Source organism: Phocaeicola plebeius DSM 17135, assembly GCF_000187895.1.
Lineage (GTDB): Bacteria > Bacteroidota > Bacteroidia > Bacteroidales > Bacteroidaceae > Phocaeicola > Phocaeicola plebeius.
Genome location: NZ_DS990122.1, coordinates 280,431 through 303,002, shown reverse-complemented (window position 1 = coordinate 303,002; position 22,572 = coordinate 280,431). Strand labels below are relative to the sequence as shown.

The 22,572-nt window shown below is 44.4% G+C and carries 18 protein-coding genes and 1 pseudogene; 4 read left to right on the top strand and 15 right to left on the bottom strand.

Annotated elements, in window-relative coordinates:
• Positions 1-5: 5 nt before the first annotated feature.
• The 8 genes from metK to BACPLE_RS05280 form a co-directional block, all read right to left on the bottom strand.
• The gene (gene metK, locus BACPLE_RS05315) at positions 6-1,301 is read right to left on the bottom strand and encodes a methionine adenosyltransferase (RefSeq protein WP_007559587.1); all 1,296 of its coding nucleotides are present in this window, start codon (positions 1,299-1,301) and stop codon (positions 6-8) included.
• A 228-nt stretch (positions 1,302-1,529) separates the two neighbouring features.
• Positions 1,530-1,988 carry a 2-amino-4-hydroxy-6-hydroxymethyldihydropteridine diphosphokinase gene (gene folK, locus BACPLE_RS05310; protein WP_007559585.1) on the bottom strand — a complete coding sequence of 153 codons (459 nt, stop codon included), beginning with the start codon at positions 1,986-1,988 and terminating at the stop codon, positions 1,530-1,532.
• 11 nt (positions 1,989-1,999) lie between these two features.
• Positions 2,000-3,055 carry a tRNA preQ1(34) S-adenosylmethionine ribosyltransferase-isomerase QueA gene (gene queA, locus BACPLE_RS05305; protein ID WP_007559583.1) on the bottom strand — a complete coding sequence of 352 codons (1,056 nt, stop codon included), beginning with the start codon at positions 3,053-3,055 and terminating at the stop codon, positions 2,000-2,002.
• 17 nt (positions 3,056-3,072) lie between these two features.
• On the bottom strand, positions 3,073-3,777 hold the full coding sequence (gene truB, locus BACPLE_RS05300) for a tRNA pseudouridine(55) synthase TruB (protein WP_007559581.1): 705 nt from the start codon (positions 3,775-3,777) through the stop codon (positions 3,073-3,075).
• A 30-nt stretch (positions 3,778-3,807) separates the two neighbouring features.
• Positions 3,808-4,611 carry an undecaprenyl-diphosphate phosphatase gene (locus BACPLE_RS05295; RefSeq protein ID WP_007559579.1) on the bottom strand — a complete coding sequence of 268 codons (804 nt, stop codon included), beginning with the start codon at positions 4,609-4,611 and terminating at the stop codon, positions 3,808-3,810.
• A gap of 5 nt (positions 4,612-4,616) precedes the next feature.
• Entirely contained in the window at positions 4,617-4,865 is a 249-nt protein-coding gene (locus BACPLE_RS05290; RefSeq protein ID WP_007559577.1) for a DUF3098 domain-containing protein, read from the bottom strand.
• A gap of 28 nt (positions 4,866-4,893) precedes the next feature.
• A complete protein-coding gene (locus BACPLE_RS05285; protein ID WP_007559575.1) occupies positions 4,894-5,763 on the bottom strand; it encodes a cell division protein FtsX in 870 nt (289 codons plus the stop codon).
• Between the two features lie 6 nt (positions 5,764-5,769).
• Positions 5,770-6,666, bottom strand: a complete 897-nt coding sequence (locus BACPLE_RS05280; protein WP_040312431.1) for a class I SAM-dependent methyltransferase — start codon at positions 6,664-6,666, stop codon at positions 5,770-5,772.
• A 138-nt stretch (positions 6,667-6,804) separates the two neighbouring features.
• Between BACPLE_RS05280 and BACPLE_RS05275 the strand changes: the two genes are divergently transcribed.
• Positions 6,805-7,005, top strand: coding sequence for a PspC domain-containing protein (locus BACPLE_RS05275; RefSeq protein WP_007559572.1), 201 nt, complete (start codon positions 6,805-6,807; stop codon positions 7,003-7,005).
• A 207-nt stretch (positions 7,006-7,212) separates the two neighbouring features.
• Here BACPLE_RS05275 and miaB read toward each other — a convergent pair whose 3' ends face one another.
• Entirely contained in the window at positions 7,213-8,586 is a 1,374-nt protein-coding gene (gene miaB, locus BACPLE_RS05270) for a tRNA (N6-isopentenyl adenosine(37)-C2)-methylthiotransferase MiaB (RefSeq protein ID WP_007559570.1), read from the bottom strand.
• Between the two features lie 122 nt (positions 8,587-8,708).
• Here miaB and BACPLE_RS05265 point away from each other — a divergent pair, with 122 nt between their 5' ends.
• Positions 8,709-9,056: a hypothetical protein gene (locus tag BACPLE_RS05265; protein ID WP_007559568.1), complete on the top strand. Its 348-nt coding sequence runs from the start codon at positions 8,709-8,711 to the stop codon at positions 9,054-9,056.
• Between the two features lie 43 nt (positions 9,057-9,099).
• The gene (locus BACPLE_RS05260; protein WP_007559566.1) at positions 9,100-10,596 is read left to right on the top strand and encodes an acetyl-CoA hydrolase/transferase family protein; all 1,497 of its coding nucleotides are present in this window, start codon (positions 9,100-9,102) and stop codon (positions 10,594-10,596) included.
• Positions 10,597-10,671: 75 nt separating this feature from the next.
• Here the strand turns inward: BACPLE_RS05260 and BACPLE_RS19675 are convergent, their stop codons facing one another.
• The 5 genes and pseudogenes from BACPLE_RS19675 to BACPLE_RS05240 form a co-directional block, all read right to left on the bottom strand.
• On the bottom strand, positions 10,672-11,352 hold the full coding sequence (locus tag BACPLE_RS19675; RefSeq protein WP_235777907.1) for a rhamnogalacturonan acetylesterase: 681 nt from the start codon (positions 11,350-11,352) through the stop codon (positions 10,672-10,674).
• Between the two features lie 81 nt (positions 11,353-11,433).
• Positions 11,434-12,822, bottom strand: a pseudogene (locus BACPLE_RS19670) (glycoside hydrolase family 88/105 protein); the annotation flags it as partial.
• Positions 12,823-12,852: 30 nt separating this feature from the next.
• Positions 12,853-14,790 carry a rhamnogalacturonan lyase gene (locus BACPLE_RS05250; protein ID WP_007559562.1) on the bottom strand — a complete coding sequence of 646 codons (1,938 nt, stop codon included), beginning with the start codon at positions 14,788-14,790 and terminating at the stop codon, positions 12,853-12,855.
• A gap of 16 nt (positions 14,791-14,806) precedes the next feature.
• Positions 14,807-16,246, bottom strand: coding sequence for a rhamnogalacturonidase (locus BACPLE_RS05245; RefSeq protein WP_007559559.1), 1,440 nt, complete (start codon positions 16,244-16,246; stop codon positions 14,807-14,809).
• Entirely contained in the window at positions 16,243-16,866 is a 624-nt protein-coding gene (locus BACPLE_RS05240) for a DUF4450 domain-containing protein (protein ID WP_007559557.1), read from the bottom strand. The genes BACPLE_RS05245 and BACPLE_RS05240 overlap by 4 nt, the downstream gene beginning before the upstream one ends.
• Before the next feature lie 211 nt (positions 16,867-17,077).
• Here BACPLE_RS05240 and BACPLE_RS05235 point away from each other — a divergent pair, with 211 nt between their 5' ends.
• Positions 17,078-19,129: a beta-galactosidase gene (locus BACPLE_RS05235; protein WP_394357916.1), complete on the top strand. Its 2,052-nt coding sequence runs from the start codon at positions 17,078-17,080 to the stop codon at positions 19,127-19,129.
• A gap of 87 nt (positions 19,130-19,216) precedes the next feature.
• On the opposite strand, the gene BACPLE_RS05230 is transcribed toward BACPLE_RS05235, so the two are convergent.
• Entirely contained in the window at positions 19,217-22,474 is a 3,258-nt protein-coding gene (locus BACPLE_RS05230) for an exo-rhamnogalacturonan lyase family protein (protein WP_007559553.1), read from the bottom strand.
• Positions 22,475-22,572 lie beyond the last annotated feature (98 nt).

Sequence of the window (22,572 nt, the reverse complement as noted above, 5' to 3'; positions counted from 1 at the left end):
TCAGCTTATTTCAGTCCGAAAGCTTCTTTCACTTTGTCTACATAATCCAGTTTCTCCCAAGTGAAGAGTTCCACTTCTACGTCTTTGTTGCCTTCGTAAACCGATTCGAAATGTTTGGTAACGATTTGCGGTTCGCGGCCCATGTGTCCGTAAGCAGCAGTTTCGCTATAAATCGGGTTGCGCAGTTTCAAGCGTTCTTCGATGGCACGTGGACGCATATCGAAGATTTCATCCACTTTCTTAGCAATTTCTCCGTCGGTCAGAGCTACATTGCTACGTCCGTAAGTATTTACGTAGATATTGATCGGACGTGCTACTCCGATGGCGTATGAAACCTGTACCAATACTTCGTCTGCTACTCCGGCAGCTACCAGGTTCTTGGCAATGTGGCGTGCAGCGTATGCAGCACTACGGTCTACCTTGCTGGGGTCTTTTCCTGAGAAAGCACCTCCTCCGTGAGCTCCGGCACCACCGTAAGTGTCTACAATAATCTTACGGCCAGTCAGTCCGGTATCACCGTGAGGACCACCAATCACGAACTTACCTGTCGGGTTTACGTGGTATTTAATCTGGTCGTTGAATAAAGCCAGTACCTGCGGGTTGTGGATTTCGGCAATGACACGCGGCATCAGGATTTCAATTACGTCCTTGCGAATCTGTGCCAGCATTTCCTCGTCAGCCTTCAATTGAGCTTCTTTTGAGTCATTTTCCGGCTGGATAAATTCATCGTGCTGGGTAGATACTACGATGGTATCAATACGTACCGGACGACGGTTGTCATCGTATTCGATAGTTACCTGGCTCTTAGAGTCCGGACGAAGGTAAGTCATCACCTTTCCTTCACGACGGATGTCGGCCAATACCATTAGCAGCTTGTGTGCCAGGTCGAGCGACAACGGCATGTAGTTTTCAGTTTCGTTGGTAGCATAACCGAACATCATACCTTGGTCGCCTGCTCCCTGATTCATCGGGTCTTCGCGTTCTACTCCACGGTTGATGTCAGGACTCTGTTCGTGAATGGCAGAGAATACACCGCATGAATTACCTTCGAACATGTATTCGCTCTTGGTATAGCCTATTTTATTAATCACTTCGCGTGCTACGCGCTGCAAATCAATATACGCTTTGGTTTTCACTTCTCCTGCCAGTACCACCTGTCCGGTAGTTACCAGAGTTTCGCAAGCTACTTTTGAACTGGGGTCGTAAGCCAACAGTTTGTCAAGCACAGCGTCCGAAATTTGATCGGCCACTTTGTCGGGGTGTCCTTCAGACACCGATTCGGATGTGAATAAGTATCCCATTGTTGTGGTAAATTAAAATTGTTAATGGTTTGTTTTTATCCGTGTACGGACAGAGTAGAGAAGTAATCTTCGGGGAAATAACAATGTGTTTTAGCATTTTTTTCCGTGGTTGCAAGCTACTCAAATCTTTCCACTTTTATTTTCGCTGCAAAGATAGTGATATAAATTGGAATAATTACAATTTCAGTTTCTTTTTAACATAGCTTTATGCTCCTGCCTGTCGGTAAATCATTCCTGATATAGTTCTGACAATGTTTTTTGAAGGGTGGGGTGGATTGCATTTCCCGCAATTTCGATTAACGGTTTCATTACAAAATCTCTTTCCGTCATCAATGGATGAGGAACCGTAAGTTCAGGTGTCTGAAGTACGAGATTGTCGTATAAAAGAATATCAATATCAATGAGCCGGTCGCTGTAGCTGCCGTTGACTGATTTCTTTGTCCTGCCGAGTTCTTTCTCTATTTCCTGCGTGATATGAAGCACTTCGATAGGGGAGAGATTGGTTTCCAGGCCGATTGCTGCATTCAGAAAGCTGTGGTCTGATTCAAATCCCCAAGGGGCTGTTTCATAAAAAGAGGATAGGGAAACTTGCTTCCCTATCCTTTCCTGTAGTTTATAGATGGCGGTACGTAAATTAGCTTCTTTATTGCCAAGGTTTGTACCTAATCCCAGATAAACTGTTGCCATAGAATGATGGTTTATTTATCCAGAATCAGCATGGCATCACCGTATGTTCCAAAACGGTAGTCTTCTTTCAGTGCGATGTTGTAAGCATCCATGATTAGTTCATATCCTCCGTAAGCACATACAAGCATCAGCATGGTAGAAAGCGGCATGTGGAAATTGCTTACCATGGCATTGGCTACTGAGAAGTCGTAAGGAGGGAAAATAAACTTGTTGGTCCATCCTTCGAACTCTTTCAAATGGCCGTCTGTACCCACAGCTGTTTCAATGGCACGCATCACAGTAGTACCGATGGCGCATACTTTGTTGCCTCTGTCTTTGGCTTCGTTGACGATGCGGCAGGCTTCCGCGTTGACGAACATCTGCTCTGAATCCATTTTATGCTTGGTTAAATCTTCCACATCGATGTCGCGGAAGTTGCCCAATCCGGCGTGCATGGTAATGAAAGAGAAGTCAATGCCTTTGATTTCCATACGTTTCATAAGTTCACGGCTGAAGTGAAGACCGGCTGCCGGTACGGTAACGGCTCCTTCATTTTTGGCGTAGATAGTCTGGAAACGTTCTTCGTCTTCCGGTTCTGCCGGACGATGGATGAAAGGAGGCAATGGAGGTTCTCCCAAGGCATACAAAGCCTTCTTGAATTCATCATGAGGACCGTCGTACAAAAAGCGGAGTGTACGTCCGCGAGAAGTCGTATTGTCAATTACTTCGGCCACCATAGAATCATCGTCGCCGAAATACAGCTTGTTACCGATACGGATTTTACGGGCCGGATCTACCAGTACATCCCACAAGCGCAGCTCTTCGTTCAACTCACGGAGCAGGAATACTTCAATGCGGGCACCTGTTTTTTCCTTGTTACCATACAAACGAGCAGGAAAGACCTTGGTATCGTTAAAGATAAACACGTCTTTGTCGTCGAAATAGTTCAGTATATCCTTGAAATTGACATGTTCAATTTCTCCGGTTGACTTGTGAATTACCATCAGGCGGGATTCATCTCTGTATTTAGCCGGATAAAGAGCGATTTTTTCTTCCGGCAACTTGAATTTGAATTGTGACAGTTTCATCTTCTTCCTTTCTTTCCTTAATCGTTTATAACTTCTATTTCTTGCTGGTCGAGCCAGGCTTCAAAATCTTCCACTTTCATGCAGTCTTCCAACTTTACTTCTCCTACCCGTGTACGTATCAGACCAGTCAGGTGGGCACCACTTTGCAGTGCTTGACCAATGTCTCTGGCCAAAGCTCGTATGTAGGTACCTTTACTGCAGACTACCCGTATCTTAATTTCCGGCAGGTTACATTCCAGCAATTCGATTTCATCAATGACCAGAATCTTGGGTTTCAGTTCTACTTCATCTCCTTTTCTAGCCAGGTCGTATGCACGCTTCCCGTCTACCTTGCATGCGGAAAATGCCGGTGGTACCTGTTCAATGGTGCCGACAAACTTTTTCAATGTCTCTTCGACCATTTCTTTGGTGATATGGTCGGTAGGGTAAGTCGCGTCAATCTCCTTTTCCAGGTCGAATGAGGGAGTGGTTGCTCCCAGCTGGAGAGTAGCAATGTACTCTTTTGTATGATACTGGAACTCCTCAATACGCTTTGTGGCCTTTCCGGTACAGATAATCATCACTCCGGTGGCCAGCGGATCGAGCGTTCCGGCATGTCCTACTTTTATTTTCTTTACTCCTAATTTGCGACTGATGTGGTATCTTATCTTATTGACCACGGCAAAAGAGGTCCATCGCAGTGGCTTGTCAAAATATAATACTTCTCCTTCTTTGAAATTCATTCTTTGGTTGTAAATTGTTGTTGAGGCTGCTTATCCCAGCAGACTGCACGCAATTGTAATTACTCCGGCAATGGCGCAATATACGCCGAACCATATCAATTTTCCTTTCTTTACAATGTTAATCATCCATTTGCAAGCTACGCAACCTGAAATAAAAGCAGCTAAGAAACCAATAATAAGTGCACCCATACTGATTTCTGCATTAGCGGCTGAAGCATTTTTTACAATTTCCATTCCAGAAAGCAGTGCTTCTCCTAAAATCGGGGGGATAACCATGAGGAAAGAGAATTGTGCCAGTGTTTCCTTCTTGTTTCCCAAAATCAGTCCGGTAGCGATGGTGCTTCCTGAGCGTGATAATCCCGGCATGACCGCACAAGCTTGCGCCAGGCCGATGATGAATGCATCACACAGGCTGATTTTTTCTTTCTGCCGAGGTTTGGCGTAATAAGAAAAAGCCAGTAAAACGGCAGTCAGTAACAACATGCATCCTACAATCAGCAAACCGGAGCCGAAAATTTCTTCTACGTAATCTTTAAAGAATACTCCAACAATGCCGATAGGAATCATTGACACAAGAATGTTGATGACATATTTGGTCTCGTCATTCATTTTCCATTTAAACAATCCCCGGAAAATCCAGTCAATTTCTTTCCACAAGATAACCAGTGTACTCAGTACGGTAGCAATGTGAACCACTACAGTGAAAGTCAGATTTTCTTCACCTTGAATGCCGAACAAGGCCGATCCGATGGCAAGGTGTCCACTACTACTTACGGGGAGGTATTCTGTCAGTCCCTGCAGAATTCCTAAAATTAAGGCTTCAAACCAACTCATTGCATTTATTCTTTAGTAATTGTTTCTTCTTTGTCTTTAGGTTTTCTCAGAATGCCATAAATCATGAAAATAAATCCCAAAAAGCAAACAACGGGAGCTACTTTGATGCGGCGTACACTGAAAATATCCGGTTCAAAAGCTGTTTCAGTGGAGCCTGGTCCGCTCATTAACAGGAATCCGATGATAATGACTATCATACCTATGGCAAGCAGTATGAAGTTTGTTTTATCAAAAGCAAAACTTTTTTTGTCCATAATGAATTTTGTCTATTTAGTTTGAACATTAAAGGCGATATAAATCTCCGGCTTTCATCTTCAAATATTTGTTGATGGAGATGTAGGCACATAAGGTGGCGATGAGGATACCCGAGATAAAAACAGTACCCATTACGCAAAGCATAACTTCCGGAGTAATAAGTTCCAGCAGTCCCGGCTCATAGTTGACGAGCATGTAGGACATACTGATAAGCAGGGCATTGGCCATAGCCGCCGCAAGAATGCCTATCCATACATTTCTGACAATGAACGGTCGCCGGATGAATGACCAGCTTGCACCTACCAGTTTCATGGTGTGAATCAGAAAACGTTTGGAGTAAATGGTCAGCCGTATGGTATTGTTGATCAATGCAAATGAAATAAGGGTGAGCAAAGCAGCCAGCCCTAACAGGAACATGCTGATTTTGCGTATGTTCTGGTTGATGGTGTCAATCAGGTCCTGCGGATAATTTACTTCAATGACTTTTTTATTGTCCAGCAGTTTTTCCTGAATCCAGCTCAGACTGTCAGAATTGGCATATGCTGCATTGAGCTTGATTTCGATGGAAGCCGTAAACGGATTATAGCCTAAGAATTCAGCCGGATCTGTTCCCATGGCTTCTGTCTGTTCCTTCAGGGCCTGTGCTTTTGATATGTAGGTGGCCTGCTTTACAAAAGGCTCTTCTTCCAGCTGTTTTTGGAAGCGGATGGCTTCTGCTTCTTTCATGTCGTCGTTGAGGAGAACGGAAAAGTTGATATTCTCACGTACGTATACAGAAAGATTATTGGCGGTCATAACAAAAAAGACCACCATACCCAACAACAGCAGTACCAGCATCGTACTGATGCAGGAGGTAATGAATTGCATATCGAAAAGACTGCCCGACTTCTGACTCATAATTTCTTATTTTTTTCTGAATACATAAATCATGGAACTGCTTCGGTCTTTCTTAGCCAGTGAAACAATCCATGCTTCCGTTCCGGCAATCAGGCCTTTTAGGAACGGGAAAGCACTTTTCCGGTACTTCTCGCTCAGCATAGATACGTAAAACGCATCAAAAGGCATCGGATGTCGCTCGCAGAGAATAAAGTCGTGTTTGGCTCCAAACTGCTGCATAACGGAAGGGCTGAAATGCCACAAATGTCGGGGAACATCGTAGGCACCCCACATTTCTTTGTATTTCTCTGCATCGAATGAAGTGGGGTTGGGCACGGCTATAATGAGTATACCCTGATCTTTCAGAATACGCTTCAGTGTTTCCCAGGTCTCATTTAAATGTTCCAGATGCTCCATGACATGCCACAATGTAATTACATCGAACGATTTGTCGGCGAATTCATTGAGGGCTTCCGGAGCTGCCACGTCCAGTTCAAAGTGCTCTTTGGCAAACTGGCGGGCTTGAGGGCTTTTTTCGATGGCAGAAACGTGCCATCCTCTTTCCTGCATGAAATGCGGAAAATAGCCTGTGCCTGTACCGATGTCCAGCAGGCTGCCCTGGTTTAATCTGGAATTATGCTTGACAAGGCGTGCTTTACGGGCAAGCATAACACGGCGCACCCAGTGATATACACGGTTCATTAACCCTTTGTGTGTATCGCTGTGTGAAATATAATCTGGAGTTTCGTAGTAGCGTCCTATTTCTGCTTCAACCGGAACAGGATGAGTGAACTGGAAACCGCAGTCTTTGCAACGACAAATCTGAAAAGACTCACCGGAAGCATAGTGGTCTGTGCATGTCATTACCTCTTCAAAGTGGTTCCCTCCACAAAGTGGACATTTATCTATTTTCAGTATATTCACTTTATTCCCTAATTTGCTGCAAAATAACAAATAAAAAGCCTATGCCATGATTTTCTTTAAAAGTTTTTAAGAGTATAGGATGCTTTATGTATGTTTTTTGTAACTTAGCCCCGAATAATGAATATTTGCCAATAGATTATGGAGAAAAAGAGATTGACACGGTCAAACAATCGTATGATAGGTGGGGTCTGTGCTGGAATAGCCGATTATTTTGGATGGGATATTACTTTAGTACGTATTATTTATGTGCTGGCCACATTTTTTACGGCTTTTTCCGGTGGATTGGTTTATCTGATTCTCTGGCTGGTAATGCCGGAGGCCGGAAGAGAAAGTAATTAAAAAAAACAGACTTGTATAAAGCAGTATACGTGCTGTAATTGTTTAGGTTTTCCTCGCGCGAACCGTATGTTTTGCGGAGCGGAAACCTATGTTTTTCATGCCGGAAACGTAAGTTTCCGCCTTGTGAAACGTAAAAAACCTGCAAGCATCTTGAAAAAAATGCTTGCAGGTTTTTATTGAGATTTCTCCAAACTATTTCAGTAAGAATTATTCAGTTACTTCTATGCCTTTCAGAGTAGCAGAACTGGACTCTGTAATTTTTACCTTTACAAAGTCGCCGATGCGATGGCTGCCACGGTCAAAGACTACTACTTTATTTTGTTCCGTACGACCGAACAGTTGTTCTTTAGAGCGCTTGGATACACCTTCTACCAATACTTCGAAAGTTTTTCCTACATCTTTGGCATTGCTTTCGGCAGAAAGCTGGTTCTGCAGTTCAATCATTTCATTCAGTCGGCGGATTTTGATTTCTTCGGGTACGTCATCCGGAAGGTGTTTGGAAGCGTATGTTCCCGGGCGTTCAGAATATTTGAACATGAAAGCCGAGTCGTAAGCACATTCGCGCATCAGCGACAAAGACATCTGGTGGTCTTCTTCTGTTTCAGAATGGAAGCCCGAGAAAATATCGGTACTGAGTCCGCAGTCGGGGATAATTCTCCGGATAGCAGCCACTCTTTCCAGGTACCATTCACGGGTATATTTACGGTTCATCAGTTTCAGGATGCGTGAACTTCCGCTCTGTACGGGCAAGTGGATGTGCTTGCATACATTGGGCACTTCTGCGATGACATGAAGCGTTTCGTCACTCATGTCTTTGGGGTGTGAAGTGGTAAAACGTACGCGCATGTCGGGCACCGCTTCGGCCACGATACGGAGCAGCATAGGGAAGGTTACTGTCTGGCCGTCTTTTTCAAAACGGTATGAGTTGACGTTCTGTCCCAACAAGGTTACTTCCTTATAGCCTTTTCGTTGCAGGTCGCGTACTTCGTTCAGGATACTTTCTACGTCACGGCTACGTTCACGTCCGCGTGTATAAGGTACAATACAGTAATGGCAGAAATTGTTGCATCCTCGCATGATGGAAACAAAGCCTGAAATATGGTTTCCGCAAATGCGTGAAGGAATCACGTCACGGTAAGTTTCCGTAGTAGAGAGTTCTACATTAATGGCTTTTTCGCCTGCTTCTACGGCTGCAATCAGGTCGGGCAAGGTCAGGTAGGCATCCGGACCAGCTACCAGGTCTACATGATGCTTTTCTATCAGCTCATTTTTCACTCTCTCGGCCATGCATCCCAGTACGCCCACAATCAGGTTTTTTCGCTTTTTGCGCAAAGAATGGAAAAACTCCAGTCGGTTCAGGATTTTCTGTTCCGCATTGTCGCGGATAGAGCAGGTGTTCATGAATACGGCATCGGCTTCCTCCAGTGTGTCGCAAGGAGAATATCCAGCCATTTGCATGATAGATGCAATTACTTCACTGTCTGCCACATTCATCTGGCATCCGTAGGTCTCGATAAACAATTTCTTGTTTTCGTGTTCAGTTGCAGATTTAAAGTCTGCTCCTGTAGCTTCTTTTGTCATAAGGTTTTCTATATTAAAAATTTGCTTGCAAAGATATCTGTTTCTTGGTTAACTTCCATAAAAAGGGTGGGAGATATAGATTTTATTCGTATCTTTGAAGAAAACCTTAACACTTAATATTTATGGATATAATTCAAGTTCTTGTTTTTTTAGGTATAATTGGCTGGGGACTTTTTCAGGCCAGGACTCAAAAACAGAAGAAGCCGAAGCGTGCAAAGACCGTAAGACAGGCACCTCCGACAGCATCTTTTTCTGTAGAAGAGGAGATTCCTGAAGAAGTGATACCAGCTCCTGTACCCGAAGCAAGGAAGAAACGGAGATACACTTCTGTCAAACCTTCCACTCCGAAAGAACAAGCATTGAATGTACCGAAAAAAGAGGAGCAGAAGCCTGAAATAGCTTTTCGTAATGCAGCAGATGCACGGAGGGCTTTTATCTATTCTGAAATTTTTCGTCGTAAATATGACTGATTGACTAACTTTTTTAATACTAACATAAAAAACACTTGATACTATGAGCTTTAACTTTATTACGGCAGCCGAAGCTGCCAGCTATATTAAGGATGGAGACATTGTTGGACTGAGTGGCTTCACCCCTGCCGGAAGTCCGAAAGCTGTGACTGCAGAGTTAGCGAAAATAGCAGAAGAAAAGCATGCAAGGGGAGAAGCTTTTCAGATAGGTGTGATAACGGGAGCTTCTACGGGAGATTCTTGTGACGGGATGTTGACACGTGCGCATGCCATTAAGTTCCGTGCTCCTTATACCACTAATACAGATTTCCGCAAGGCTGTGAATAACGGCGAAATCAATTATACAGACATTCACCTCTCACAAGTGGCTCAACGTTTGCGTTCTGGCTTTTTGGGGCATGTGAATGTAGCCATCATAGAAGCTTGTGAAATTACGGAAGACGGACGTATTTACCTGACTGCAGGAGTAGGTATTACACCTACTATCGCTCGATTGGCTGATAAAATTATTGTGGAATTGAATGCGGCGCATAGTAAAAGCCTGATAGGCATGCACGATTTGTATGAAATGGAGCGTCCTCCTTATCGCCGTCCGATTCCTATCGTACGTCCTAGCGACCGTATTGGTCTTCCTTATGTTCAGGTCGATCCTTCCAAGATTGTGGGGGTGGTAGAAACGAATATACCGGATGAGGCACGTGGTTTCCATGAATCTGACCCAGTAACGGATAAAATTGGTCAGAATGTGGCTGAGTTTTTAGCTTCAGATATGCGTAAGGGAATTATTCCTTCTACCTTCCTTCCTTTACAATCGGGAGTAGGAAATATTGCCAATGCCGTGTTGAGCGCATTGGGTAAGGATCCCAGCATTCCTCCTTTTGAGATGTACACTGAAGTGATTCAGAATTCCGTTATTAAACTGGTGAAAGAGGGTAGAATCAAGTTTGGTAGCACTTGCTCTTTGAGTGTGACGAATGATTGTTTGCAAGATATTTACGATAATATGGACTTTTTCCGTCATAAACTGGTGTTGCGTCCTTCTGAAATTTCCAACTGTCCGGAAGTGGTTCGTCGTATTGGTGTGATATCTATGAATACTGCCATTGAAGCAGATATTTATGGAAATGTCAATTCCACTCATATTTGTGGAACCAAGATGATGAATGGTATCGGAGGTTCCGGCGACTTTACCCGCAGTGCCTACATTTCTATTTTCTCTTGTCCGTCGACGGCCAAGGGAGGTTGTATCAGTTCTATTGTACCGATGGTTTCTCATCTGGACCACAGCGAGCATTCGGTAAATGTTATTATTACTGAACAGGGTATAGCCGATTTACGCGGAAAGAGTCCGATGGAACGTGCGGAAGCGGTGATTGAAAACTGTGCACATCCTGATTACAAGCAGCTGCTTTGGGATTACTTGAAGATTTCTACGAAAGGACAAACCTGTCACAGCCTGTCTGCTGCGTTGGGTATGCATCAGGTGTTTATCAATAAAGGTGATATGCGTTTGACAGACTGGGCTGAATTCCAGAAATAAAAAAGAAATAGCATCTCATAAAAAATGCCCCGCACTGAATTGGCAGTGCGGGGCATTGATTTTATCTGTAAATGCTTATTTCAGATAGTCTTTCAGGTCGCAGTTCTGGAGCGAACGGATACCTTCTACCACTGATTCTGCATTCAATACAGCACCTTCCTGAGTGTTGTGTACAGAGTCTGCATAGTAAGCGGCAGTCTTTTCTTTTCCCATGGCTTCAAATTTCTTGGCAGTCAGGTCGTTCAAGTCAATAAAGCTTACACCTTCCTGTTCTGCTACTTCTTTTGACCATTTGCCGTAAGTCTTATCGCAGCGGTTCATGTGATTGTCGGTCCAGCGGTTACCCGGAGTGTGTGACATCACGATGACTTTTGCTCCTTTAGCTTTTGCCTGGCGGATATACATACGGATGTAGTGGCCGAAGCTGTATACTTCTTCTGTGCTTCCGTCTTTTTCCATGACTACTTTTTTAGAGTCATCTCCAGTGCCTGGCAAAGAAGCGCGTGCACGTCCGGTATTCATCGGGCCACCGTCGTTGTGTCCGAAATCAATCAATACATAATCACCCGGTTTGATAGCAGGAAGTACACGGTTCCAAAGACCTTCCGTGAAATAAGTACGGCTGCTTCTTCCTCCCAATGCACAGTTTTCAATGCTGATGCGGGTCGTGTCAAAATAGTTTTGCACATAGCTTCCCCATCCCCATTTGTTATCTTCTCCGTTGCCTGCTCCACATTTTACGGTAGAGTCTCCAATCAGGAAAGCGACAGGACTCTTTTCGTTGATACGGCTTACTCCTGCTACAAATTCACGTGGATTTCCCGGCTCAGAATAGAAGAAGATAGGTTCTTTCGTCTGCTGTTCTGTAGGATAGAAATGTACGGCGCTGTCGTTCATACGCGGATGCTGGTGCTTCAGTAAATTGAGCATTTCGGCTCCGGCCCAGATGACAGGACCATATCCGTGGGCTGCATATACATTTACCGGGCGGTAGTAATAGAATGCCGGGTCATATCCCATACCGGTTCCTACACAGGTCATTTCTACCTGTCCCTGGGCGTTGATGGCAGAAGATACGGCATGCCATCCCAGTTGCACTACCGGACCGTATGCCATGGCGTCAATCCATCCTTTATTGATGGCATGTGCCATGCAGTATACGTAGAGGGCAGTGGCAGAAGATTCCAGGTAAGAATCATTGCGGTCGAGCAACTGGTGCCAGAAACCGTCTTTGCTTTGACAGGCAGCCAGTCCGCGAACGTGTGCCTGCAACAGGCTGATAATTTTATCGCGTCCGGGATAGTCGGCCGGAAGTACATCCAGCACTTCACACATAGTAAGAATAGCCCATCCGTTGGCACGTCCCCAGTGGAAAGCCGGATGATCTTTCATACCTTCTACCCATCCATGACGGAACAAGCCTTTTTCCGGAACAAACATGCGCTCTGCAAACTGCAGTATCTGGCGTACGGCTTCCTGATAATATTTGTCATTGTGGTCGGATGCATAGCGTCCCATCAGAGCAACAGAGGGGATGCCCATGAACATGTCGTCTAACCACAATGTGTTGTGGTAAGGACGGTTACGGGCAAATGTTCCGTCGGCCAGACGATGCTCTTTGTACATGATGAAATGGAAGTAATTGTCAATCATGTCCTGCAATTTCAGGCTTTTGTCTTTCATCTGTGCCTTCATCATTGCCGCACATACGGCTCCTGCATCATCCAAGGCGTGAGGAGTCAGAATCTGAAGCATCTGTGCATCGGTTGTACCGTATTTTTCATATACTTTCTTAAAGTAAGGAGCTACTTCTGATAAGAATTTGAAGCGGTCGTATACATATTTTTTGTAGGCTTCGTCACCCGTAGCTTCTGCAGCAGCCAGCATGGCGGAATAAGTAACTCCCCATTCATAACTGGCTAGACGGAAAGTACCTCTTTCCAATTGTGCATTGGTATCCATGTTCGCATAGTCGGTAATGACTTTTCCGTTGCGTTTGTCAACCACTCTGGTCGGTGTGTTACTTTCCAGGTATCTCAAGACACGGTCCATGTCTTTCTTGATGTCTTCTGCTGATACAATACCATATCCTACCTGATAATCAGGCTGCAAAAGATGAAGTGGAGTATTGGAGTCATTGATGACTTCCTTTTTCTTTTGTGCATGGGCACTAAGACCGGCAGAAAGAGCCGCCAGCAGTGCGAAGTTTAAGACGAGTTTATTCATATAACTAGTTTTAAATGTAAGCGTAATGGGTTATTTGAATGTATATCCTCTGAAAGTGCCTTTCAGTTCCGGTCCGATATAGAAACCAGGCTGGGTAGGCTGGTTGTAAGCCACGTTCTGTGTAGCAATGCTGATTCTATATACAGGGTCTTCCAGGAAAGTGTGGAAGCGGTACTCAGTAGGAATTGTGGTTACGTACAAGCGGAGGGACTTATTGTCTTCGGTACGAACCAGCACCTCTTCTCTCCAGTCACCGATAAGGTCGCCCTGAAGTGAGGGATTAGATTTGGTACCATTGTTAAATGCGCATCCTTCAAATGTGAAGATTGTGTCGCAGCGTTTGTTTTTCCAGTCGTATTTGCTTACTTTTCCTTTGTCAAGCAGTTCACGGAGCAAGTCGCCATCCCACCATACTGCCATGTTGTAAGACAGTCCGGGAACTTTTTCTGCCACTACTTCTCCTTTGATGTTACGAATTCCTCCTGAGGCTAGTGACCACATTTCTACACCGGGACTTGTCGGGTCAATTTCGGCAGCCATACAACGTCCTACATCGGTCTTGTCGGGATATTGAAGCAATACTTTTCCGGTTTTTGCATCTCGGAATGAAGAACCGTCTTTCCGGTTTTCATGGCAGGCCCATACTTGCAGACTGGCTGAAGCCGGATCAAATTGAGTGAGGTGCATGGCATCTCCGTGTCCCATTCCTGTGGAATAAAGTCCTTTTCCATCGTGGTCGAATGTACAAGAGCCATATACGATTTCATCGCATCCGTCCTGATCAATATCTCCTACACGGAGGTTATGGTTGCCTTGTCCGGCATATTTCTCACATCCCGGGTTGTTGCTGTCGAATACCCAGCGGTTTTTCAGTTCTTTTCCGTTCCAGTCGAATGCAGCCAGTACGGTACGTGTATAATATCCACGGCACATGACTACGCTAGGATGAACTCCGTCCAGGTAAGCAACGCATGCCAGAAAACGGTCACTACGGTTGGCACGCTCGTCTCCCCAGCCTTTCAAATCGCCACGTAATGGAATATAGTCAATGGTTTGCATAGCTTCGCCTGTCAGTCCGTTGAAGACAGTCAGGTATTCATTTCCGGTCAATATACGTCCCTGGTTACGAAGAGGGTCTGTAGGTTTTCCTTTACCTCGAGGGTCATTGGGAGGAAAATCTCCTCCTTTAGGCTGGTTGGGATTTCCTGGTTCACGATAGTCGGCCGTGGCATCTCCGATTGCTTTTCCTTTTCCATCTATGGTTCCGTCGGAAGTTTTCATCACGATTTCAGCTTTTCCGTCTCCATCCAGGTCATATACCATAAACTGGGTGTAGTGAGCACCGGCACGTATGTTCTTTCCCATATCAATGCGCCATAGTTTTTCTCCGGTCAAGCGGTAGCAGTCGAAATATACGTTTCCTGTGTAACCATCGTGTGCATTGTCGTGTGCGTTTGATGGGTCCCATTTCAGGATAATTTCATAGTTTCCATCTCCATCTACATCTCCGATGGAGGCATCGTTGGGACTGTAGCTGTATTTTTCTCCGGCAGGTGTGACACCGTCTGCGGGTTTGTCCAGTGGAATGTCAATGTATCCTGAAGGAGCATTTCCCGGAAGGGTATAGCTTCCTTCATTTGAAGTCTCTTTTCCATTGACTACAGGTTTTACTGTATAGACCGCCTTCTGGTTTCCTGCATAATTGTCTGTATAAAAAGTTCCTGTTCCAGCTGGAACTTGTGCAATCTTTTTTCCGTTCCGGTAAACATTGAATGCGGTTTCCATTGGGTCGGAAGAAAGGTATCTCCATGAAACTGCTACTTTTTGTGCATTCTCTCTGACGGCGACAACTCCTCTTCCGAGTTTTTCTCGCTGCAGTTTACTGAAATCATAATTCGTTTGTGCGGAGCTGAGTACTCCCAGGCTGCAGGCAGCCAATGCCATGAGCCATTTCCTTTGTGTCTTCATTTTATGTGATATTTGATTATTGATTTATTGTGATTGAAACGTCTTCTCCATTCTCCCGAATATCTGTAAAGCGGATGTTTTCTACATCTTTGGTTACGAATAAAGGACGTCCATCCGGTTTCTCATAATAGAAATTGATATGATGAAACGAGATATTCTTAGCATGTGAAATGTAGAAGCCTTTTGCCGGGATAGTACCGAACATCCATGGTTCAGGATATACCTTTTCTTGTTCCGGAAGCTCTCTTTTTCCATCTTCTTTTGTATATCCTCCTTTATAATACAAGTGAATATGGTCGAAGGTAACATCTTCTATAATCCCATTAGGGATACCGCTGATAATGGAAGAATAACGGGAATCTACATCGTATGCATTGATGTGACTGATACGGATGCGCTTCATGCTTCCGGCTGGAGTTCCTTCGGGGCTTCGCATACGGGCCCCCAGACGGAGAAAGATGCCGGCATTGACAATGTGTCGCATGGTGATATGGCTGATTTCGATGTCTTCCAGATGCCCTCCGTCTACCGTTTCCAAAGCCAGTCCCCTGCAATGTTCGAAAATGCAGTTGGTTACGGTGATATTCTTAAATCCTCCACTAGATTCTGTACCCAGTTTGATACGTCCTGTACGGTAGCCATGGTCCGGTGCCTGAGGCTCATCCAGTTCCCAAGTACCGCTGAGCATAGTTCCGCGATCGTATCCGCTGACGTAACAGTCGGAGATTGTTACGTTTTCTGTATCTTTAAAGTAGCCTAACGCATAAGATGATTTTAGTACAATAGCATCATCCCATGGAGTATTGACGCTGCATCGGCTGATACGTACATTTTTGCAACAGTCGATGTCAAATCCGTCACGGTTGGTATCTACTTTCAGGTTATCGATGGTCAAGTTGTCTACTCCAGTAGCCAGTAGGGCAAAGTGACCGCAGCGAAACATAGACAGATCTTTCAGTGTAACATTCTTGCATTCTTTCAGACTGATGGCTTTATTGCCTACTCCGTCGCGTCGGCTTTCTTCGCGTGTCAATCCTTTTCCGTCAATCTTTCCTGGACCACTGATTGTAATATCTTCCAGGTTAATTCCCCAGATAAGGGAATTCTTCCAGTGACTGTGTCCGAAGTCTTGATAGCTGTTATGGGGATTGGATTCTGCTTTGTCATATCCCTTTTCGGCCGTAGGGAAAGCAGCCACAATTGTAGCACCTTGTTCCAGATACAGATGAATCTGGCTGGCAAGTCGGATAGAATAACAGGCATATTTTCCAGCAGGAACATATATTGTTCCCCCTCCTTCGCGGGCAGCTTGCACGATAGCCTGATTGATGGCTTCAGAATCAATGTGCTGTCCGTCGCCTACGGCTCCGAAATCTTTTACGTTATAAATTTTTGCTTGCAGTATGTTTGTACAGAGAAACAAAATCCACAAGCAAATGATGATTTTCTTATTCATGGTTGTTGCTTTTCTTGGTAAAACAATGCTGGTAACATGTAGTCGGCATAGTCGGCCTTTGCATTTTGCTTGTATGCACAGAAGTACACTTTTTCTCCTTTACGAATCAGGCAGGTTGCTGCCAGTACGGGAGCATCCGTTTTCTTTCCAGATGTGAAAAGTGCCAACGGAGTATCTTGCTTGTGTCCGTCGGATAAACGAATGGAAGAAGCTGAGGGAACTATAAGATTGGTCACTTTTAGTTGCATAACTTTTCCGTGGTAGACTGTAACTTGTGTACCTTCTACATTGAAAACATTGTCTTTGCAATATTGAGGTTCAATATCTGTTTCTGGAGTGGTCGCATCACATCCTCCAAAAGCCCATCCCAATGTGATATCTTCTCTCTTATTTTCGATTTCTAGAATGAATCCTTTTGTATCACTGAGTGGATGGCAATCGATATGCAGCTGTGTCTGTTTCTCATCCAGCCATTGGCTTGAGTCGTTTTCAATAATGCCTAGTCTGAGTGTACCTGAACCATCGGGCATAGAGAAAGAAAGTGCTTTGTTTTGAGCAGAAATTCCCCCCAAAATGCTCCATAAAAAAAATCCAGTCACAAATGATTTCAGTGAATTCATAGTTCTTGATAAAATGTTGTCCTTGTTTCAGCAAAGTTACGCATCTTGAATTGAAAGGAGCATGGATTATTATACATGTTCCTCGATTATCATACACTTTCCTGAAAAAAATGAGCTATCATGCAGGCTGATTGTGATTTCCTTCTACCTTTGCAAGAGTAATACATTTCAAAACTAATACTTGAATACGATGAAAAAACGTTTGCTTGCAATGGTATGCGGGTGCTTGTTCTATGGGGGAGTTTTTGCTCAGCATACCTGGTTTAATGACAAAGATTTGACCTTGACAGGAGCTTATTATTATCCGGAACATTGGGATGAAAGTCAATGGGAACGCGACCTGAAACAGATGCATGAACTAGGATTTGAATTTACTCATTTTGCAGAATTCGCTTGGGCGCAGCTTGAGCCACAGGAGGGGGTATATGATTTTTCTTGGCTGGACCGGGCAGTTGCCTTGGCGGCCAAATATGATTTGAAGGTCGTGATGTGCACTTCTACAGCTACTCCTCCTGTATGGTTAAGCCGTAAATATCCGGAGATTTTGCTGAAGTCCGAAGATGGCACTGTGCAAGATCATGGGGCACGCCAGCATGCTTCTTTTGCTTCTCCTGTTTACCGGAAACTCGCTTATCGTATGATTGAAGAACTGGCCCGCCATTATGGAAAGGATTCGCGCATAATTGGCTGGCAGTTGGATAATGAGCCTACTGTACAATTTGATTATAATCAGGCAGCAGAAGAAGCTTTCCGGGAATTCTTGAAAGAAAAATACCATCACAATATTCAGGAACTGAATGCAGCCTGGGGCACTGCCTTCTGGAGTGAAGTCTATTCTCGGTTTGAGGAAATCACCTTACCTAAAACTGCCCAGATATTTATGAATCATCATCAGATTCTGGATTATCGTCGGTTTGCAGCCAAGCAGACTAATGATTTCTTGAATGAACAATGCAGGTTAATCAAGAAATATGCCAAGAACCAGTGGGTGACTACCAATTATATTCCAGATTATGATAAAGGACATATTGGAGGTAGCAAGGACCTGGATTTTGTCAGCTATACCCGCTATATGGTATATGGTGACAATGAAGGTATCGGTCGTAGAGGATATCGTGTGGGAAATCCTTTACGGATTGCCATGGCAAATGATTTTTTCCGTCCGGTAGACGGTACTTACGGGGTAATGGAGTTGCAGCCGGGACAGGTAAACTGGGGAAGTATCAACCCTCAACCCTTGCCAGGTGCTGTCCGTTTGTGGTTATGGAGTGTATTTGCCGGAGGCTCTGATTTTATCTGTACGTATCGCTATCGTCAGCCTTTGTATGGAACTGAACAGTACCATTATGGTATTGTGGGCACAGACGGTGTAACTGTGACACCAGGCGGACGAGAGTATGAACAGTTTATGAAAGAAATCCGTTCTTTGAGAAAAGATTATCGCCCGAAGGAAGATAAACCGGAAACCTATCTGAAACGGAAGACAGCTATTTTATGGAATCCGGAAAATTATTGGAGCATTGATCGTCAGAAACAGAATGCAACATGGAATACTTTTGCTCATGTAGATAAATATTATCGTACACTTAAGTCTTATGCAGCTCCTGTAGATTTTATTTCTGAAGAGAAAGATTTCTCACAATATCCGGTGATGATAGTTCCGGCATATCAGTTGGCCGATAAAGAACTGGTAGCAAGGTGGAAAAAATATGTGGAAGAAGGAGGAAACTTGGTGCTGACTTGCCGTACCGCACAGAAAGACCGTTTTGGACGTTTACCGGAGGCTCCTTTTGGTTCAATGATTGATGAGTTGACTGGAAATCACATGGAGTTTTATGATTTGTTGTTGCCTCAAGATCCAGGACAAGTAAAGATGGATGGAAAAATCTATACTTGGAATACTTGGGGAGAGATTTTGCAACCCAGTGCTTCCAATGAGGTTTGGGCTACTTATACGAATGAATTTTATGAAGGAAAACCTGCGGTTACTTTCCGTAAATTAGGAAAGGGGTCTGTGACTTATATCGGAGTAGACAGTTCAGACGGGGCTTTGGAGCGTCAGGTTTTGGATAAGTTGTATAGTCGTCTGCAAATCGAAGTAATGAATTTACCTTACGGTGTGACAATGGAATACCGTAACGGATTAGGTATAGTGCTAAACTATAGTGACCAGCCTTATCAGTTTGCACTTCCTCAAGGAGCAAAAGTGTTGATTGGTACTCCTAATATTGCTACAGCCGGTGTATTGGTCTTCAAATTTTAGAAGAGAGAAAATATAGAATGTAAAAAACGGCTTTAAATGATGTTTTCCTGTCATTTAAAGCCGTTTTTATTATCTATTAATATGGTGTTACTGCGGAATTACCTCCTGCATATAAATCGCATCCAGACTCCACAAAGCAGCATCATTGGTGCTGATTGTCTTACATTCATCCATAGTTGCCGGAACTTCTGGAGGAAGCACTTTTTCTATCTTGAATTCCGGTGCCGGAGTATGTTCCAGTTTGCTCCATAAATCCTTCCAGGCCTCTGCAGCTGTTTTCGGGTCATACAGATGGGATGCAGCGTATGCCATCAGTCTGCAAACCCGGAAACGATTATGCGTAATTTCGAGTGCTTTTTGTTTGTAGTCACGTGCATGTTCCAGCCATACTTTGTTGAACTCCGGAACCTGAATCATTTCCTGCATTTCATTCATTATTTCAAAGCCTCCCATAATAGTCATCAGGTGATTGGTATTTTGTTTATTGGGGTCTCCCTCATAACTGATAACTCCAGTTGCCGGGTCATATCCTAAGGCCATATTTCCGGTGAACAATCCATTTTTCAGGGCTGCAATGCTCTTCATGCCTGTGATAATCTTGTCACGGTACTTCGTATTTTGCGTACGTTCCCATTCAGTCATCCAATTACCAGCGTAGGCCAGCCAGTCGGGGCCGATGCGTAATCGGGCAGGTGCGCTGCATGGGAACTGACTCTTCGGCTCAGCCAAACGCATCGGGTCAAGTGTATACAGCTTCTGGTCTGCATCGGTTACTTCTTTCATTAAGTCGCCGGCTCTTTCGTCTGTGGTCAGGTAATAATAGAAACGATTCCAGGCGGCCTGACTGATACGAGCCTCTTTTGCACCGCATCCCCAGTGACTGACGTTGTGACGGCTTCCTAAGCCTGCATTGGGACCAATGTGATATACATCCACTTCTGCCGTATGACGTGTGATGGCTTCTGCCATTTTCCAGATGTCCTGCCGTCCTGTACGCAGGAAATTATACCACAGCCACATGTTGGATGCTAGTTCGGTGTTATCCCACGCATATCCGCCTACATCGTATCTCCAAGAGTGGCGTATCGGATCGTAAGCATGCATTAAGTCACCATAGTTCCAAAAGCCATACCATTTATGTTGGGCAATAGCGTTTTGATATAAATCGATATAAGCATTCAGGCGGTCTTCTACCTTACTGCGCTGCGCATTACTTCTGTCAGGTAATGACCAGATGCCAAAAGCCCGGCAGGCATGGAGATATTCCGGTGTACACATCAGCGGAGCTGCTTCTGATAGAATCTGTGCCGTTTCTGCAATGCCGGCTTTACCTGGATAAGCAGCTTGTGGAACAACGGTCAGTGTGTGTGTGCGAGCAATACCATAGGGGGTACTCATTCCTTCCTGTACGTCTTCGTAGCTGGCTATCAGGTCATGTGCCACCTTGTCATAGTGTCTTAAGTCCATAGCTTCTGACTCCGGACTCCATAGCCAGACAATCAGTGAAGCTTCCTGGCTGCGTGCATGTTGTACTTCCAGGGTAGAAGGATAAGCTTGCCAGAAATCCTGTAAGGCAACTCCTATTCCTCCACTGACATCACCGGCAAAAGCATATCCTCCGGCTTGTGTGCCGGTAAACGTACCAATCCAGGGACTGTCTTCTGTGGCCCGTTTGCGGATGCTGAAAGAATTGTCTGTAAGTTGAGAGAGACGGAAATTATCCCATGCAGCCCAATTGTCAATCAAACTTCTGTTTTTTGCATCAAAACGTTGGTATTCAGGAATGCGTTTTCCTTCCATCTGTTGTTTCTGCCAGCTTTGGTCTTTGTCGAGTGTCAGGATTCTTCTTCCCACCAGCGGTTTAACCGGTTCGCTCCATACACCTCCGTCGGCACAGGCGAAGGCTACATGACGGTTATATAAATCCTCTCTCATCGGAACCTGGAATCGTACTCCTAGTGAGCGGATAAAATCTTTGTTTTGGTCTCCATCGTAGATGAAAGAGTGTACCATTTTGATTTGCTCATTTCCTGCGTAAAAATACATACGCAGAGTGAACGGAAGCCATTCACGTCCGTCTTTTCCCTGCTGTACACCCTCCAGTTTGATGGTAGTACGTATTTTTCCTTGCTGTTCAATTACGGCTTTTTTGATGAGGCTATTGAATGACTGATAATGAATCTCAGTGGCATCTTCTCGTGATGGAGAATCTTGTGTGCTGGCAATTAAATCCGCCTTTCCACCTACTTTCACATTCCCATACAGAAGACTGTCTAGAATACAAGTTCCAGATTTAGGGATAAAAGCAGTAATTTTTCCAGTGGCTATAGTCAGTTGGTTATCGGATTCTGTGACATGAATTTCTTCTGTATTGGTCGTTTTTTTCTTTTTAGAAGAAGGTATTACTTTTACTGAACGGGTATTACCCGGAATAACAGCAGCCATACCTGCCCATTTTACAGATCCATCGGGCCAGTATGCTGTGGTCCATGTGTCGGCCTCCACTAATTCTCCGTTTTCAGTTTGTACACACAAGGGGGTACCTGATTTTACTTTACCTTGTTTGAACGGAACTCCAAAACTGATGGGGCGTGCTTGTTCTGGAACCTTTCCAATCCAGTGTAAAGGAGCTTCAGTAGCTTTTTCTTTTTCAATGGAGTATTTGAAATTAGTAATACGGGTTCGGGACAATGTGGTACGGAAACCGAACCAGCCGGAAGTCAGTGGTGACGGGTCATAAAAGTCGACAAGTAATTTCCCATCGATGTAATAGCGTACCCTGTTGTCTGTATTTTGAATCTTAATGTGATACCATTTATTTGCTGTCAACAGATTATCTTGGTCTTTGTATTCTTTCAAAATGGCAGGACGTACCTTTTCATCTGTTACCGCGGCTTCATTGCCGTCATAACGGCGGAAACGAGTGGTAGAATTGTAGTTACCTCCATATCCCAGATAATACAGCTGAAGGCTGTAGCAGTTTACGAAAACTCCGTTTCGCCAGTTCATGCGTTTCCAGATGTCAGAAGCTTTCGGGTCGGAAGCCATCCAGAAGCAGTTTAAGTCGCTTAGTCTGTCACCTGGTTTCCCTTCTACTGCCACACAGGCATCGTATTCAATGGTGACGTTGCCCGACATTTTTTCTTTTCTCCACAGAGTCAGTCCTTTAGGAGACAAAATTTCACAGGTATCTCCTGAAAAGGAAACTTTATAGTCAGGAGATTCGGATTCCACCTTCCAGTATTTGCTGAAATGGCTTTTGTCCAGTCCGGATGTTGTTCCGGATTGTGCATTCATCGTAAACGGACTATACATCAAAAGTCCTATTAACCACAGTTTCTTCATAGTTTTATTGGAAAAATAATCATTTTACAAAGTACGGGAAAGCTTCTGTCTTAGGGACTGGAGTATTGTACATGTTGCTGTAAATTTGTATAAAAAGA

Excerpts from the sequence above, each read along its gene's own strand:
- BACPLE_RS05275 (WP_007559572.1), top strand. The coding sequence starts at position 6,805 with ATGGAGAAAAAGAGATTGACACGGTCAAACAATCGTATGATAGGTGGG.
- BACPLE_RS05245 (WP_007559559.1), bottom strand. The coding sequence starts at position 16,246 with ATGAATAAGAAAATCATCATTTGCTTGTGGATTTTGTTTCTCTGTACA.
- truB (WP_007559581.1), bottom strand. The coding sequence starts at position 3,777 with ATGAATTTCAAAGAAGGAGAAGTATTATATTTTGACAAGCCACTGCGA.
- BACPLE_RS05285 (WP_007559575.1), bottom strand. The coding sequence starts at position 5,763 with ATGAGTCAGAAGTCGGGCAGTCTTTTCGATATGCAATTCATTACCTCC.
- folK (WP_007559585.1), bottom strand. The coding sequence starts at position 1,988 with ATGGCAACAGTTTATCTGGGATTAGGTACAAACCTTGGCAATAAAGAA.
- BACPLE_RS05290 (WP_007559577.1), bottom strand. The coding sequence starts at position 4,865 with ATGGACAAAAAAAGTTTTGCTTTTGATAAAACAAACTTCATACTGCTT.
- miaB (WP_007559570.1), bottom strand. The coding sequence starts at position 8,586 with ATGACAAAAGAAGCTACAGGAGCAGACTTTAAATCTGCAACTGAACAC.
- BACPLE_RS05230 (WP_007559553.1), bottom strand. The coding sequence starts at position 22,474 with ATGAAGAAACTGTGGTTAATAGGACTTTTGATGTATAGTCCGTTTACG.
- BACPLE_RS05295 (WP_007559579.1), bottom strand. The coding sequence starts at position 4,611 with ATGAGTTGGTTTGAAGCCTTAATTTTAGGAATTCTGCAGGGACTGACA.
- BACPLE_RS05260 (WP_007559566.1), top strand. The coding sequence starts at position 9,100 with ATGAGCTTTAACTTTATTACGGCAGCCGAAGCTGCCAGCTATATTAAG.
- metK (WP_007559587.1), bottom strand. The coding sequence starts at position 1,301 with ATGGGATACTTATTCACATCCGAATCGGTGTCTGAAGGACACCCCGAC.
- BACPLE_RS05250 (WP_007559562.1), bottom strand. The coding sequence starts at position 14,790 with ATGAAGACACAAAGGAAATGGCTCATGGCATTGGCTGCCTGCAGCCTG.
- queA (WP_007559583.1), bottom strand. The coding sequence starts at position 3,055 with ATGAAACTGTCACAATTCAAATTCAAGTTGCCGGAAGAAAAAATCGCT.
- BACPLE_RS05235 (WP_394357916.1), top strand. The coding sequence starts at position 17,078 with ATGGTATGCGGGTGCTTGTTCTATGGGGGAGTTTTTGCTCAGCATACC.
- BACPLE_RS05265 (WP_007559568.1), top strand. The coding sequence starts at position 8,709 with ATGGATATAATTCAAGTTCTTGTTTTTTTAGGTATAATTGGCTGGGGA.
- BACPLE_RS05240 (WP_007559557.1), bottom strand. The coding sequence starts at position 16,866 with ATGAATTCACTGAAATCATTTGTGACTGGATTTTTTTTATGGAGCATT.